Origin of the sequence: Pantoea sp. CCBC3-3-1 (assembly GCF_007981265.1) — a bacterium.
Classification (GTDB): Bacteria; Pseudomonadota; Gammaproteobacteria; order Enterobacterales; family Enterobacteriaceae; genus Erwinia.
The window spans coordinates 4,722,260-4,737,726 of record NZ_CP034363.1 but is presented as its reverse complement, the minus strand read 5'-3'; the positions used below and the strand labels follow the sequence as shown (position 1 = coordinate 4,737,726).

The window sequence follows — 15,467 nt, the reverse complement described above, 5'->3', positions numbered from 1 at the left end:
TCCACTTTTTCTGTGTAGAATGGCGTGCTTTTTACTCATCCCCTGTTTTTTGTTCTGGAGAACACTATGTCTATGCTGAAGGGCCTGCTGGCCGCAGCGCTTCTGATCCCCACGTTAGCGATGGCACAAGAGGCCACGGTAACGGAAGTGCACGATCAGCCTGCCGTACGTGGCAGTATCATTGCTAACTTATTGGAAAAACACGATAACCCGTTTGTGCTTTTCCCTTATGAGAGCAATTATGTGCTGTACACCGATACCAGCAATATCAATAAAGAGGCCATCCAGTCCTATAACTGGGCGGATAAAGCTAAGCATGATGAAGTAAAATTCCAGCTGAGCCTGGCCTTCCCGCTCTGGCGTGGCATTTTAGGTGATAACTCGGTACTGGCCGCTTCGTATACTCAGGGGTCCTGGTGGCAGCTGTCAAACCGCGGCGCTTCTTCACCGTTTCGTGAGACCGACTATCAGCCACAGATCTTTCTGGGCTGGGCAACCGACTACAGTTTCGCTGGCTGGACGCTGCGTGACGTGGAAATGGGCCTGAACCATCAGTCAAATGGCCGTTCGGAGCCGACTTCTCGCAGCTGGAACCGTGTTTATGCACGTCTGATGGCGCAGAACGGTAACTGGATGGTAGAGGCAAAACCCTGGTACCGTCTTCCAGAAAGTGAAAATAATGACGATAACCCGGATATCACTAAGTACATGGGGTATTATCGCCTGACGGTAGGTTATCAGCTGGGCGAGAGCATCTTCAGCGTCCAGAGCAACTACAACTGGAACAGCGGCTACGGCGGCGCGCAGGTTGGCTGGAGCTATCCAATTAGCGAACACGTTCGCTTCTATACGCAAGTCTTTAGTGGCTATGGTGAATCCCTGATTGACTATAACCATCGCCAGACCCGAGTCGGCGTCGGTGTGATGCTGAACGACCTGTTTTAATGCATTCCGGGCAGTCCGATCGGGGCTGCCCGCCATCAGATTTGGGGAATACGTGTCTACGGCTGCAGTGATCGATCAGGAAGCGCTGGCGGAACAGGTTTTACAAGAAACCTTTGGCTACCAGCAATTTCGTCCGGGACAGCAAACTATTATTCAGGCCTCGCTGAAAGGGCGTGACTGTCTGGTTGTGATGCCGACCGGCGGCGGCAAATCGCTTTGCTATCAAATTCCGGCGCTGGTGCGCGAAGGGCTGACGCTGGTAGTGTCGCCGCTGATTTCACTGATGAAAGATCAGGTCGATCAGCTGCTGGCGAACGGCGTGGCTGCCGCCTGTCTGAACTCCACGCAGACCCGTGAAGAGCAGCAGGACGTGATGGCGGGCTGTCGTACCGGCCGCGTGCGGTTGCTGTACATCGCGCCAGAACGCCTGATGATGGACAACTTCCTCGACAACCTGCTGCACTGGCATCCGGCAATGCTGGCGGTCGATGAAGCACATTGTATTTCGCAGTGGGGCCACGATTTCCGACCTGAATATGGTGCGCTCGGCCAGCTGCGACAGCGCCTTCCCGATGTGCCGGTCATGGCCCTGACCGCGACCGCTGATGAAACCACGCGTAACGATATTGCGCGCTTGCTCCAGCTTGACGATCCGCTGATTCAGGTCAGCAGTTTCGATCGCCCAAATATCCGCTACACGCTGGTCGAAAAATTCAAACCTACCGACCAGCTGATTCGCTACGTGCAGGATCAGCGCGGTAAATGCGGCATCATCTACTGCAACAGCCGGGCAAAAGTGGAAGACACCGCTGCCCGCCTGCAAAGCCGTGGCTTGAGCGTGGGCGCTTATCATGCGGGCATGGACAATGCTCATCGTGCTCACGTGCAGGAAGCGTTCCAGCGTGACGATCTGCAAATTGTGGTCGCTACCGTGGCATTCGGCATGGGTATCAATAAACCGAACGTGCGCTTTGTGGTGCATTTCGATATCCCGCGTAACATCGAATCCTACTATCAGGAAACCGGCCGCGCCGGTCGTGACGGACTCCCCGCCGAAGCGCTGATGCTTTACGATCCGGCTGATATGGCCTGGCTGCGTCGCTGCCTTGAAGAGAAAGCGCCGGGTCCGTTGCAGGATATTGAACGCCACAAGCTGAACGCGATGGGTGCCTTTGCGGAAGCGCAAACCTGCCGCCGCCTGGTGCTGCTGAACTACTTTGGTGAAGGTCGACAGCAGCCGTGCGATAACTGTGATATTTGTCTCGATCCGCCGCGCCGCTATGACGGTTTGGTCGAGGCGCAGAAAGCCCTGTCGGGTATTTATCGCGTCGGTCAACGCTTTGGCATGGGTTATATTGTCGAAGTGCTGCGTGGCGCCAACAATCAGCGTATTCGTGATATGCAGCACGACAAATTACCGGTCTACGGTATCGGCCGCGATCAGAGCCATGAGCACTGGATTAGCGTTTTGCGCCAGCTGATCCATCTTGGGCTGGTGACGCAAAATATTGCCATGCATTCGGCGCTACAGCTGACCGAGGCGGCCAGGCCTGTTTTGCGCGGTGAAGCACCGCTAATGCTGGCCGTACCGCGTATCGTGAGCAAGCCGAAAAGCAGTACTCAGAAGGCGTTTGGCGGCAACTACGACCGCAAGCTGTTCGCCAAGCTGCGTAAATTGCGTAAGGCGATTGCCGACGAAGAAAATATTCCGCCGTATGTCGTGTTTAACGATGCGACATTGATTGAAATGGCGGAGCAGATGCCCTTGACCGCTTCAGAAATGCTAAGCGTAAACGGCATTGGCCAGCGCAAGCTGGAGCGTTTCGGTAAGCCATTTATGGTGATGATCAGAGAGCACGTCGACGGCGAAGAGTAATTCTGTGACTAAACCTCAGGCGGCGCCTGAGGTTATCTGAAGGCGCGTTCAGCGCGTTTTGTTCTCTCAGGCAATCCGCCTGGCGCAGGCCAGCAACGCACCAACTGCCATAAACATCCCGCCAAAGAGGCGATTGAGCAGCTTCATCTGTTTTGGCCCTTTGATCCAGGCGGCGATGTGCTTTGCCAGCGTGGCGTAACCAATCATTACGATGATATCTACTACCACCGTTGTTACGCCCAGCACCAGGTACTGCATCGCCTGCGGCTGATGCGGAATAATAAACTGCGGGAACAGCGCCGCCAGAAAGACAATGCTTTTTGGGTTGGTCAGATTGACCAGTACGGCACGTTTGAACAGCTTACGGCGCGGCATCGCTTTCGCGACGGCTTGCAGATCGATAGCGCCCGCCGACCGCCATTGCTGAATACCCAGCCACACCAGATACGCCGCACCTGCCCATTTCAAGACTTCGAACGCCAACACGGACTGTGAGAACAGTGCGCCAAGACCGATGCCAACCAGTACAATATGCGATGCCAGCCCGACTTGCAGGCCTGCAATGGATGCCACCGCGCCGCGATAGCCGTGACTGATGCCGGTACTCATGGTGTTAATCGCACCGGAACCGGGTGAAAGACTCAATATACTGGTCGTCAACAAATAGGCCAGCCACCATTCGATGGTCATGGGTAATACTCCCTGATAGCGCAGAAGTATGACACAATACGCCATTGTTAAGGCTCAGGCTACGGTACGATCGGGGCGTAACAGATGACAGAAAAGGGGAGGCCGATGAACAACCTTGCCGCCAGCTGGCTAACGCGTGAAAAAGCGTTTGCCGCTTTCGCTACAGGCCCGCTGCTGGATTTCTGGCAACGTCGGGAAGAAGGTGAATTTGCTGGCGTTGAAAACGTGACTATCCGCTATGTCCGCTTCATCTCTGCGCAACACGATCGGGTTATTTTGCTTTGTCCAGGACGGATAGAAAGCTATGTGAAATACCCTGAACTCGCTTACGATTTGTTTCACTGTGGCTATGACGTCATCATCATCGACCATCGCGGGCAGGGGCGTTCGGAGCGTCTGTTGCAGGACTCTCACCGTGGGCACGTTGAGCTTTTTGAGCATTATGTCGACGATTTAGAAACGCTGTATCTGAAAGAGATCCTCAGCCGTCACTATCGTCATCGCTATGCGCTGGCCCACTCGATGGGCGGGGCGATCCTGACGCTGATGCTGGCAAGACAGCCAAAAGCATTCGACGCCGTGGCGCTGGCTGCTCCCATGTTCGGTATCTTTCTGCCGATGCCAATGTGGATGACAAACTGCATTCTTAATTGGGCGGAAAAACGGCCAACGCTGCGCGATGGGTATGCGATTGGCACCGGGCGATGGCAACCCCGGTCGTTTGGTATCAATCAGTTGACCCACAGTCGTGAACGCTACCGGCGCAATTTGCGTTTTTACGCCGACGATCCGGGTTTACGCGTCGGCGGCCCAACTTATCATTGGGTGCGGGAAGGTATTCTGGCCGGTCAAGATATTCTGTCTAAAGCAAAAGAGATCGTCACGCCGCTGCTGCTGTTGCAGGCTGGCGCAGACAAAGTCGTGGATAACCGCGCCCACGATCTGTTTTGTCAGGCGATGTCCGCCGCAGGCCATCCCTGCGAAGGCGGCAAGCCGTATGTTATTGCTGGCGCGCGTCATGAGATCTTGTTTGAAAAAGACAGTATGCGCGCCGAAGCGCTGGATGCCATCGTGACTTTTTTTGCCCGGCATCCGTAATTTTACTCAGATGTGGCTCATCAGCGGGAAGCAAAGGCTCCCGACAACCATTAACCAGAGGTTTTATGTACCCTATTGTTGCTTCCGATCTTGATGGCACCCTGTTATCTCCCGATCACCGTTTATCGCCTTTCGCTCGCGAAACGCTACAGCTGTTAACGCGTAAAGGCGTTCATTTTATCTTTGCCACTGGCCGTCACTATATCGATGTGGCGCAGATGCGAGACAGCCTTGGCATTGACGCCTTTATGATCACCTCAAACGGTGCCCGCGTGCATAACACTGCCGGAGAATTGGTTTTCAGTCATAATCTGGAAGAGGATATCGCGCTGGAGCTGTTCGCCATGCATCACAGCAACCCGGATATCTACACCAATATTTACCGTGATGAAGAGTGGTTTCTGAACCGTCATCGCCCGGAAGAGATGGATTTTTTCCGCGAGTCAGATTTTAACTATCAGATCTATGAGCCGGGTTCGTTACCGACAGATGGCATCAGCAAGGTGTTCTTCACCTGCGGCAATCCGGATCTGTTGATCCCGCTGGAAGAAGCGTTGATTGCCCGCTGGGGCGATCGCGTGAACGTCAGCTTCTCGCTGCCAACCTGTCTGGAAGTGATGGCCGGTGGCGTATCAAAAGGCCATGCGCTGGATGCCGTGGCGAAATCGTTGGGCTATTCGCTGAAAGAGTGTATCGCCTTCGGTGACGGGATGAATGATAAAGAGATGCTGAACATGGCGGGAAAAGGCTGCATCATGAGCAACTCACACCAGCGGCTGAAAGATTTTCTGCCCGAGCTGGAAGTGATTGGCACCAATGCCGATAACGCAGTGCCAAATTACCTGCGCAAATTGTACAACGTCTGACCGGCTTTCCCCCTGTTCAGGCAGGGGGAAAGCTGTCCGCATTAGCGTTGAAGAAAGTGGACGGCTTTGTCGGGGAAATCAGTAAATAACCCGTCGACCTGCGCCTGGTTGTAGAGCACGTCATAGAGTTCGTCCACACTGCCTGCCCAGTCTGGCAGCTGATCCGCCCGCACGGTATACGGATGAACAAGCAGATGGCTTTGATGCGCTTCATTCACCAGATTGGTCAGCTGGATATGACCTCGTAATGAGCCTTCGGCAATCAGCATATGATAATCCGGGCCGATGCCATCGGCATACTGTGCAATGGTTTTCATCGCGCCGGGTTTGAACATCCAGTCGTAGCGGTAATTTACCCACTTACCGTTTTGCTGTTCCTGCGTCTCTTTCGAATCGCTGGTGGTGATAAGCTGCACCAGCTTCACATCCATGCCACGCTGCGGTTCCAGTTCCGTTTTGATCCGTTTCACTTCGTTGTAGTCAAAGCATTGCAGATAAACGTTGTCGCTTTTTTTCGTATAACCGTACTGTTTAAGCACATCCAGCACGTTAGCCGAGATATCTTTTCCTTCCTGGCGGTGAAACCACGGCGCTTTGATCTCCGTATAAATACCGACGTTTTTCCCGGTCGAATGGTTCAGTCCCTGGATAAATTCGATCTCTTCGCTGAACGTGTGCACGTGAAAATCAGATTTCCCCATGGGGAAGCGCTGCGGGAAAGTCTGCTCTTTTTTACCGTCTTTCAGCGTAAAACCTTCGGTAAATTTCAGGCCTTTTATCTCTGCCAGCGTGAAATCGATCGCGTAAAAGCGACCATCTTTTCTGGCCCGGTTGGGATAACGTTCGGCAACATCCGTCACCCGATCGAGATAATGATCGTGCAGAACCACCAGCTCATCATCCTTAGTCATCACCAAATCCTGCTCAAGGTAATCGGCGCCCTGAGCATAAGCCATCGCTTTAGCGGGGAGCGTATGTTCGGGTAAATAACCGCTTGCGCCACGATGGGCAATAACGATTTTTGGTGATGTGACTGCCAGCACGGACAGTGAGCAGGCCATTATCAGAAGCGCCAGCAGCGTTTTCATCGTTGCGATTCTCCACTATGAAGTTTTTCAAGCTGTTGTTTATGCTTGTTTTCACTCAGCATGGTCATCATTAGCAGAAGGATTGCCAGCACGCAGCCACCAACCATAATGATAAAGCCGCCGTTCCAGCCAAAAAAATCCACGGTATACCCAACAATGGCGCTGGCGGCAACCGAGCCACCGAGATAACCAAATAAACCGGTGAAGCCTGCTGCCGTTCCCGCTGCCTTTTTCGGCGCAAGCTCCAGCGCATGTAAGCCGATCAACATCACAGGCCCATAAATCAGAAAGCCAATGGCGATCATGCAAATGATATCGACCTGCGGGTTGCCCACGGGATTCAGCCAGTAAACAACGGTGGCGATGGTGACCAGCGTCATAAAGAACACGCCGGTTGCGCCACGGTTGCCGTTAAACACCTTATCAGACATCCAGCCGCAAAGTAGCGTACCGGGGATACCGGCATATTCGTACAGAAAATAGGCCCAGGACGATTTATCGAGCGTAAAGTGCTTCACCTCTTTCAGATAGGTGGGAGACCAGTCGAGAATGCCATAACGCAGCAGGTAAACAAAAACGTTAGCCAGCGCGATGTACCACAACAGCTTGTTTGGCAGCACGTACTGCATGAAAATCTGTTTTGCGGTCAGCTCTTCTTCCTGTTTTTCATCATAGTCCGGCGGATAATCGTTTTTATACTCTTCGATGGGCGGCAGACCGCAGGATTGAGGCGTATCTCGCATCATGACAAACGCGAAGACGGCCACGATAATTGCGCCAAAAGCGGGCATATAAAAGGATGCTTTCCAGTCGTTAAACCAGTACATACCCAACAGAAACAGCAGCGGAGGAATACCACCGCCCACGTTGTGCGCGCAGTTCCAGACAGATACGACGCTACCGCGCTCTTTCTGTGACCACCAGTGAACCATTGTCCGGCCGCAGGGTGGCCAGCCCATGCCCTGAAACCAGCCGCAAAGAAATAGCAGGACGAACATCACCATAATGCTGGAGGTCGCCCAGGGTACAAATCCCATAAACAGCATGACCGCCGCGGCAAGAATCAGTCCGGCAGGAAGAAACACGCGTGGATTGGAGCGATCGGAAACTGACCCCATAATGAATTTTGAAAAGCCGTAGGCAATTGAAATGCCCGACAGGGCAAACCCCAGGTCGCCTCGCGAAAAACCTTGTTCAACCAGAGAGGGAATAGCAAGAGCAAAATTTTTACGCACCAGATAATAGGCTGCATAGCCAAAAAATATTCCCAGAAATATTTGCCAGCGTAATCGACGATAAAGAGGATCGATGTATAGCGCATCGACAGGTTTTTTATGCGCGACAGGTTTGAAAATACTTAACATGCGTGCCTCCAATGGCGCAGAATATATTATTAATTGACGCTGTGGCGGGAAATAAAACGCAGCTTCCATGCCGTATGATTTATGAAAGCGAAAAGCGTAGAGAAAATAAGGCCAGGGAAGTGTGAAGATCCGCGCAAAGGTTAAATTTTTATTGAATATAAGCGAGTTATGCGTGCTGGCTCGCTTCATCTGATTTATTTTTGTACGAATGTAAACCAGATATTTCCCTGCTATTCGCTTTTGTTCGCTACACTAGGTTCCCATTTCAATGCAGAGTTCTTATCGTGACGTTATTGATTGTCACCACAATCTTGTGGGCTTTTTCCTTCAGCCTGATAGGCGAATACCTGGCGGGACAGGTAGACAGTTGGTTTTCGGTGTTAATTCGCTTAGCGCTGGCCGCCGTGGCGTTCCTTCCTTTCCTGCGCTGGCGTGGCTACCGGCCTTCTACGTTACTGTTGTACATGGGCGTAGGTGCATTGCAGCTGGGCATCATGTACCTGATCAGCTTCCAGGCTTATCTGTATCTGAGCGTGTCGGAACTGCTACTGTTTACCGTGATGACGCCTCTGTATGTCACGCTGATTTACGATCTGATCAGTGGTCGTGGCATTCGCCCTGGCTATGTCCTCAGTGCGCTACTGGCGGTCGCGGGCGCGGCAATTATCCGTTACGACAAAGTCAGCGATCATTTCTGGTTTGGTTTGCTGCTGGTTCAGTTGGCTAACCTCTGTTTTGCGCTTGGCATGGTGGGGTACAAACGTCTACAGGAGACGCGCCCGATGCCGCAACACACGGCATTTTCATGGTTCTACGTTGGCGCGGTCAGCGTGGCGATTGTTGCCTGGTTTTTGTGGGGGAATCCGAACAAGCTGCCGACGACCACCTTCCAGTGGGGCATTCTCATCTGGCTTGGCGTAGTGGCTTCAGGACTGGGCTATTTCATGTGGAACTACGGCGCAACGCAGGTCGATGCGGGTACGCTGGGGATTATGAACAATATGCACGTGCCTGCGGGGCTGTTGGTTAACCTGGCAATCTGGCAGCAGCAGCCACACTGGCCAAGTTTTATTATTGGTGCTGCGGTGATATTTGCTTCGCTATGGGTTCATCGCCACTGGGTAATAAAAAAGAGTTAAACAGAGATTGCCTTTTCCCTCAGGGAGCATATTGCGCCCTGAGGGTTGGAACACTTAGTTAACTAATGAGCTGAGTGCGGTAATAAATTTATTAAGCTGTGTTTCAATCACGCCGCCAATACGTTCACCAAGGTTTTTACCGGCGGTAGTCGCTTGCTCTTCGGTATAACCCAGGCCCGCCAGCGGCGTAAGAATGTTAAATAAATGAGTGAATGCCGTTCCGAAAAAATCCGTTACGTTGTCCTGAATTTTCCCTGCGCCACTGACTTCAGCAATCTCAATAGAATTAAGCTCTCTCATGATATCTCCTTTTTCATGGTAGTTTTTATTAAGTTGAAGTGTAACTTCGTGGAGGAGAGTAAAGTCGTGGTTTTATTATGTCAATGCTATTAAAAGGAAGGATTTTGAATGATCGGGAATAATTTAGAAAGTCAGTATGCTGTTAATTGTTACGCTGGCCCGCAATGAATAAAGGGCAGCCATAAAGCTGCCCTTTATATTACGCTGGTTTAGCAGCGGACGGACGAATTTTTAACGTCAGGCCTTTCAGGAAATTTCGTAGAATTTGATCGCCGCACTCGCGGTAATTTTTATGACCAGGCTTGCGGAAAATAGCACCGATTTCCGACTGGCCTACCGCAAAGTCGGCAAGTTTCAGAATGTCGAGAATATCGGTAGTTTTCAAATCGAACGCCACACGCAATTTTTTCATGATGATATTGTTGGTCATTTTGCGTTCGATGGACGGTGCAGGTGCGTCTTCACTCTTACCACGACGTTGATAAATCAGGCCGTTCAGGAAGTAACCCATAATAACATCCGGGCAGGCCTGGAAACCGGCTTCGTCATCCTTCTTCAAAAAGCGCTGCATTTCTGCTTCGCTGACGATAGTTTCTGCCAGCGCCAGAACGGAAACCATTTGAGCATCGCTCAGGTTCAGCATGTAGCGCACGCTGCGCAAAACGTCGTTATTAGTCATAAAAATCTCATCAGGAAATACGGGAATTATGGCGCATTATAGAGACAAATGACTTCGGATACAGGAATACCGCCAGCAAAACGCTGGCGGTAGGGTCAGATTTGGGTTAGCGAAGCGGGCAGCGGTGTGCCAGGCGCAGAAGCGTCTCTGACCAAAGGCAAATGTTCACAGGCGTGCTGACGGGCAGAACGAATGAAAGCCTCAATGACGGGCTGACGCTGCTCGCCATCGCGCACCGCCGCATACAGGCGGCTCCACAGTCCTTCTCCCAGCGTTTTAGTGACCACCAGTCCCTGATGTTCAAAACTTTCCACCACCCAGTGCGGCAGTGCGGCAATGCCCATCCCGGCAGAAACCATCTGGATCAGCAGCAGCGTATTGTCCACGCTTTTCAGGGCCGGGCTGACGCCAGCAGGCTGAAGGAAATGGCGCCAGATATCCAGCCTCTGCCGCTGCACCGGATAAATCATCAATACTTCGCCAGCCAAATCTTCCGGGGAAATATGGGCAACGTTTGCCAGCGGATGGTCCGGAGCCAGCACCAGCCGCACTTCAAAATCGAACATGGGCGAATAGAACAGCCCGCTGCGCGGCAAAATATCTGAGGTAAGCACGACATCCAGCTCTCCCTGCTGCAAAGCGGGCTGAGGATCGAAGGTTACACCAGACTTGAAATCCATGACCACCTGAGGCCAGCTCTGGCGAAAATTATTCAGCGCTGGCGTCAGCCACTGAATGCAGCTGTGGCACTCAATAGCAATGCGCAGCGTGGTCTGATGCGGTTCGTGGCAGGCCTGCAGCGCATGTTGAATTTGCGGCAAAATCTGTTCGGCAAGCTGCAACAGAATTTCGCCCTGTGGGGTAAAACGCAGAGGCTGGCTTTTACGCACGAATAAACGAAAGCCCAGACGCTGTTCCAAATCGCTGAACTGGTGAGATAACGCCGATTGCGTCTGGTGAAGCTGTGCGGCGGCGGCGGCCAGCGAACCGGTATGACGCAGCGCTTGCAGCGTCCGCAGGTGTTTGAGTTCGATCATGAGAGTCCTTCACATCGACAATGAACAAATTGCGCTTGTGGTGACTACAGTACCTGCGGAATATAGATGTGTAAACATCTGGACGTCTAAAAGCCCGATTGCAGCGACATTGGGCGGTAACTGAGGAAAGAACTGATGACCATTCTTAACCATACGCTCGGCTTCCCACGTGTCGGCCTGCGTCGCGAATTGAAAAAAGCGCAGGAAAGTTACTGGGCAGGTAACAGCACTCAGGAAGAGCTGCTGGCTGTAGGCCGCGAACTGCGCGCCCGTCACTGGGAACAACAGAAACAGGCCGGTGTGGATTTGCTGCCGGTTGGCGATTTCGCCTGGTACGATCACGTACTGACCACCAGCCTGCTGCTGGGTAACGTTCCGGCTCGCCATCAAAACAAAGACGGTTCTGTCGATCTGGATACTTTATTTCGTCTGGGTCGTGGCCGCGCGCCAACCGGTGAGCCAGCCGCTGCGGCTGAAATGACCAAATGGTTTAACACCAATTATCACTACATGGTGCCGGAATTCACCAAAGGCCAACAGTTCAGGCTGAGCTGGACGCAGATTTTGGAAGAAGTGGACGAAGCGCTGGCGCTGGGCCACAAAGTGAAACCTGTCCTGCTTGGCCCGGTCACTTATCTGTGGCTGGGCAAAGTGAAAGGCGAACAGTTTGACCGGCTGAGCCTGTTGAAAGATATCCTGCCGGTGTATCAGCAGGTGTTGGCCGAGCTGGCGAAACGCGATATCGAGTGGGTGCAAATCGACGAGCCCGCGCTGGTGCTGGAATTACCGCAGGAATGGCTGAACGCCTTCAAACCGGCTTATGACGCCCTGCAAGGACAAACCAAACTGCTGCTAACCACCTATTTCGAAAGCGCGGGAACGCACCTGGACACTATCCGTGCGCTGCCGGTGCAGGGACTGCACGTCGATCTGGTTCATGGTAAAGATGATATCGCTGAACTGAACAGCAACATTCCTGCTGACTGGCTGCTCTCCCTGGGCGTTATTAATGGCCGTAACGTGTGGCGTGCCGATCTGAGCAGCTGGTTCGAACGCCTGCAACCTCTGATCGGCAAGCGGCAACAGCTGTGGATTGGTTCATCCTGTTCGCTGCTACATAGCCCGATTGATCTGAGCACTGAAACGCGTCTGGATGAAGAAGTTAAAAGCTGGTTCGCCTTCGCCCTGCAAAAATGTGCCGAGCTGTCGCTGCTCAGTCGTGCGCTAAACAACAACGATCCCCACTCTCTTGTAGCCTGGAGTGCGCCAATCCGTGCTCGTCGCGCATCTACCCGCGTACATAACGCGGCCGTCGGCAAACGTCTGGCTGCGATTACCGCACAAGACAGCCAGCGTGACAGCAGCTATAAAGTCCGTGCTGAAGTTCAGCGTCAGCGTTTCCAACTGCCCGCATGGCCGACCACCACTATCGGCTCGTTCCCGCAAACCACTGAAATTCGCGGCCTGCGTCTGGACTTCAAACAGGGGCGTCTGGATGGTAGCCATTACCGGACCGGCATTGCTCAACATATCAAGCAGGCCATTGTTGAGCAGGAGCGTCTGGGTCTGGACGTGCTGGTTCATGGCGAAGCAGAGCGTAACGACATGGTGGAGTACTTCGGCGAAAACCTGGACGGTTTTGTCTTTACTCAAAACGGCTGGGTACAGAGCTACGGTTCACGCTGCGTGAAGCCGCCGGTTATCATCGGTGATGTCAGCCGTCCTGAAGCCATTACCGTTGAATGGGCTAAATACGCCCAGTCACTGACGGACAAGCCGGTAAAAGGCATGCTAACCGGTCCGGTAACGATTCTGTGCTGGTCCTTCCCACGCGAAGACGTTTCTCGTGAAACCATCGCTAAGCAAATCGCGCTGGCGCTGCGTGACGAAGTCGAAGATCTGGAAAAAGCCGGTATTGGCATCATCCAGATTGATGAACCGGCGCTGCGTGAAGGCCTGCCGCTGCGTCAGTCCGACTGGGCTGCTTACCTGAAATGGGGTGTAGAAGCCTTCCGCCTGAATGCTGCCGTCGCTCGTGACGAAACCCAGATCCACACTCACATGTGTTACTGCGAATTTAACGACATTATGGATTCAATCGCTGCGCTGGATGCCGACGTGATCACCATTGAAACCTCGCGTTCTGATATGGAACTGCTGGAGTCGTTTAAAGCGTTCGAATATCCAAACGAAATGGGGCCAGGCGTGTATGACATTCATTCCCCGAATGTGCCGAGCGTGGAATATATTGAGGAACTTCTGCTGAAAGCCGCGCAGCGCATTCCTCGTGAGCGTCTTTGGGTTAATCCGGATTGCGGCCTGAAAACGCGTGGCTGGACGGAAACGCGTCAGGCGCTGGCAAACATGGTGAAAGCCGCGCAGAACCTGCGTAAAACCGAAGCCTGATTTTGGGGCGCCTGGCGCCCCTTTTTCCTTACTTCACACCGTACTGCCTGAACCACATCAGCATGCGTTGCCAGCCATCTTTGGCGGACTCTTCATGGTAGCTGGGACGATAGTCAGCATTAAATGCATGCCCGGCATTGGGATAGACCACGATTTCGGAATTTGAATTAGCCGCTCGCAGAGCCTGACGCATGGTTTCCACGCTTTCCTGAGGAATGCTGTCATCCAGTCCGCCATATAATCCCAGCACGGGCGCATTGAGATCGACGGCGATATCGACCGGATGTTTCTGCTGCTGCATGGTTTTATCCCCTAGCAGCTTGCCATACCAGGCAACACCCGCTTTCAGTTGCGGATTATGTGCAGCATAAAGCCAGGTGATGCGTCCGCCCCAGCAGAAGCCGGTAATGCCCATGTTACGCATGTCACCGCCGTGACGTGATGCCCAGTTTGCCACATGATCCAAATCGGCCAGCACCTGAGTATCGGGCACTTTACTCACCAGCTCGCTGAACAGCGTGGGAATATCATGGTAGTCAGTCGGATCGCCCTGGCGGAAATAGAGTTCTGGCGCAACGGCCAGATATCCTTCTACTGCCAGACGGCGGCAAATATCACGGATATGTTCATGTACGCCAAAAATCTCCTGTACCACCAAAATGACCGGCAACGGGCCGCTGGCATGACGAGGTTTGGCGTGGAAAGCGGGCATATTCTCGCCCTGTGTAGGTACAGACGTTTCTCCGGAAATAATATCGGCACTGTCGGTGATAAGCGTGGTAGATGCGACAGGCGATACGGCGGGAGCAAACCCGTCGTGAGGCGTTTTTTGGGTCGGATGTTCTTCGGTTTTCATTGTCCTCTCCATGCATGCATTAGCGCAATCAGCTAACTATAGCCAGGATTACGTTTTGGCTACCCCCTTCATCTTTACCATTGGCAGCCTTTTCTGACAGGGCAGGTTGAAGCACAATAGTCAAAAAAAGCCTTTTTATGTGATGTATGTCACTAATTCGTTTTAAGAAAATGTAACTTTCATTATCTGTGGTGAAGTTACTCACACTATTTGGCGCTGCGTTACGTTAATGTAGCGGTTTCTAATATGCCGCCTTTCCCGTACAGGAGCTTGCTATGGCAGAGTCAGACGTTTTTCACCTGGGTTTAACACGAGCAGATTTACAGGGCGCTACACTGGCCATTGTGCCGGGCGACCCGGAAAGGGTGAAAAAAATTGCCGCGCTGATGGACAACGCCGTTCATCTGGCCTCGCATCGTGAATTCACCACCTGGCGTGCTGAAATTGAAGGCAAACCGGTGATCGTTTGCTCCACCGGCATTGGTGGCCCATCAACCTCAATCGCTGTTGAAGAACTGGCGCAGCTTGGCATCCGTACATTCCTGCGCGTGGGGACGACTGGGGCGATCCAGCCTGAAATTAGTGTCGGTGATGTGCTGATTACGACAGGTTCCGTCCGCCTTGATGGTGCCAGCCTGCACTTTGCGCCGCTGGAATTCCCCGCCGTAGCTGACTTTGCCTGCACAACCGCACTGGTTGCCGCCGCAAAAGAGGCTGGCGCGACAACGCATATCGGCATTACCGCTTCTTCTGACACTTTTTATCCTGGACAGGAGCGATACGACACTTTCTCCGGACGTGTAGTCAGTCGTTTCCAAAACTCCATGAAAGAGTGGCAACAAATGGGCGTGCTGAATTATGAGATGGAATCTGCCACCTTACTGACCATGTGCGCCAGCCAGGGGTTACGTGCCGGTATGGTGGCTGGCGTCATCGTTAACCGTACTCAGAAAGAGATCCCGGATGCAGAGACGATGAAGAAAACCGAAAGCGATGCGGTACGTATCGTGGTTGATGCCGCACGCCGTCTGATATAAACGTTTTAGCGAGCGCAGTCTGTTGCAGGTTGCGCTCAAAGGAGGCCTGATAAGTGTCACTGCCTCCGTCGTCTAAGTTCTACGAG

The 15,467-nt window shown here is 52.8% G+C and carries 14 protein-coding genes; 7 read left to right on the top strand and 7 right to left on the bottom strand.

All coding sequences use genetic code 11. The annotated features are described in order from the left end of the window. The first annotated feature begins 66 nt into the window (after nt 1-66). Complete coding sequence (gene pldA, locus EHV07_RS22185) at nt 67-945, top strand: phospholipase A (protein WP_147200258.1); 879 nt, start codon at nt 67-69, stop codon at nt 943-945. Nucleotides 946-997: 52 nt separating this feature from the next. Further along, a complete protein-coding gene (gene recQ / locus EHV07_RS22180; RefSeq protein ID WP_147200257.1) occupies nt 998-2,821 on the top strand; it encodes an ATP-dependent DNA helicase RecQ in 1,824 nt (607 codons plus the stop codon). 66 nt (nt 2,822-2,887) lie between these two features. On the opposite strand, the gene rhtB is transcribed toward recQ, so the two are convergent. Continuing rightward, nucleotides 2,888-3,511: a homoserine/homoserine lactone efflux protein gene (gene rhtB / locus EHV07_RS22175; RefSeq protein ID WP_147200256.1), complete on the bottom strand. Its 624-nt coding sequence runs from the start codon at nt 3,509-3,511 to the stop codon at nt 2,888-2,890. A 105-nt stretch (nt 3,512-3,616) separates the two neighbouring features. Here rhtB and pldB point away from each other — a divergent pair, with 105 nt between their 5' ends. Beyond that, on the top strand, nt 3,617-4,609 hold the full coding sequence (pldB, locus tag EHV07_RS22170) for a lysophospholipase L2 (protein WP_147200255.1): 993 nt from the start codon (nt 3,617-3,619) through the stop codon (nt 4,607-4,609). Nucleotides 4,610-4,674: 65 nt separating this feature from the next. After that, entirely contained in the window at nt 4,675-5,475 is an 801-nt protein-coding gene (gene yigL, locus EHV07_RS22165) for a sugar/pyridoxal phosphate phosphatase YigL (protein ID WP_147200254.1), read from the top strand. Nucleotides 5,476-5,516: 41 nt separating this feature from the next. Here yigL and glpQ read toward each other — a convergent pair whose 3' ends face one another. Beyond that, nucleotides 5,517-6,563 (bottom strand): glycerophosphodiester phosphodiesterase, encoded by a 1,047-nt coding sequence (gene glpQ, locus EHV07_RS22160; RefSeq protein ID WP_147200253.1) that lies wholly within the window; start codon nt 6,561-6,563, stop codon nt 5,517-5,519. Further along, nucleotides 6,560-7,927, bottom strand: a complete 1,368-nt coding sequence (glpT, locus tag EHV07_RS22155) for a glycerol-3-phosphate transporter (RefSeq protein ID WP_147200252.1) — start codon at nt 7,925-7,927, stop codon at nt 6,560-6,562. The genes glpQ and glpT overlap by 4 nt, the downstream gene beginning before the upstream one ends. A 284-nt stretch (nt 7,928-8,211) precedes the next feature. Between glpT and EHV07_RS22150 the strand changes: the two genes are divergently transcribed. Then, on the top strand, nt 8,212-9,066 hold the full coding sequence (locus EHV07_RS22150) for a carboxylate/amino acid/amine transporter (protein WP_147200251.1): 855 nt from the start codon (nt 8,212-8,214) through the stop codon (nt 9,064-9,066). Nucleotides 9,067-9,120: 54 nt separating this feature from the next. On the opposite strand, the gene EHV07_RS22145 is transcribed toward EHV07_RS22150, so the two are convergent. From EHV07_RS22145 to metR, 3 genes are all read right to left on the bottom strand, one after another. Next, nucleotides 9,121-9,366, bottom strand: a complete 246-nt coding sequence (locus tag EHV07_RS22145; RefSeq protein ID WP_147200250.1) for a hypothetical protein — start codon at nt 9,364-9,366, stop codon at nt 9,121-9,123. 199 nt (nt 9,367-9,565) lie between these two features. Continuing rightward, nucleotides 9,566-10,045 carry a DUF1456 family protein gene (locus EHV07_RS22140; RefSeq protein ID WP_147200249.1) on the bottom strand — a complete coding sequence of 160 codons (480 nt, stop codon included), beginning with the start codon at nt 10,043-10,045 and terminating at the stop codon, nt 9,566-9,568. Between the two features lie 95 nt (nt 10,046-10,140). Beyond that, the gene (gene metR, locus EHV07_RS22135) at nt 10,141-11,082 is read right to left on the bottom strand and encodes an HTH-type transcriptional regulator MetR (protein WP_147200248.1); all 942 of its coding nucleotides are present in this window, start codon (nt 11,080-11,082) and stop codon (nt 10,141-10,143) included. Between the two features lie 135 nt (nt 11,083-11,217). On the opposite strand from metR, the gene metE reads away from it, so the two are divergent. Continuing rightward, nucleotides 11,218-13,488, top strand: a complete 2,271-nt coding sequence (gene metE, locus EHV07_RS22130) for a 5-methyltetrahydropteroyltriglutamate--homocysteine S-methyltransferase (protein ID WP_147200247.1) — start codon at nt 11,218-11,220, stop codon at nt 13,486-13,488. 28 nt (nt 13,489-13,516) lie between these two features. Here metE and EHV07_RS22125 read toward each other — a convergent pair whose 3' ends face one another. Beyond that, on the bottom strand, nt 13,517-14,344 hold the full coding sequence (locus EHV07_RS22125; protein WP_147200246.1) for a dienelactone hydrolase family protein: 828 nt from the start codon (nt 14,342-14,344) through the stop codon (nt 13,517-13,519). A 275-nt stretch (nt 14,345-14,619) separates the two neighbouring features. Between EHV07_RS22125 and udp the strand changes: the two genes are divergently transcribed. Next, nucleotides 14,620-15,381: a uridine phosphorylase gene (gene udp, locus EHV07_RS22120; RefSeq protein ID WP_147200245.1), complete on the top strand. Its 762-nt coding sequence runs from the start codon at nt 14,620-14,622 to the stop codon at nt 15,379-15,381. Nucleotides 15,382-15,467 lie beyond the last annotated feature (86 nt).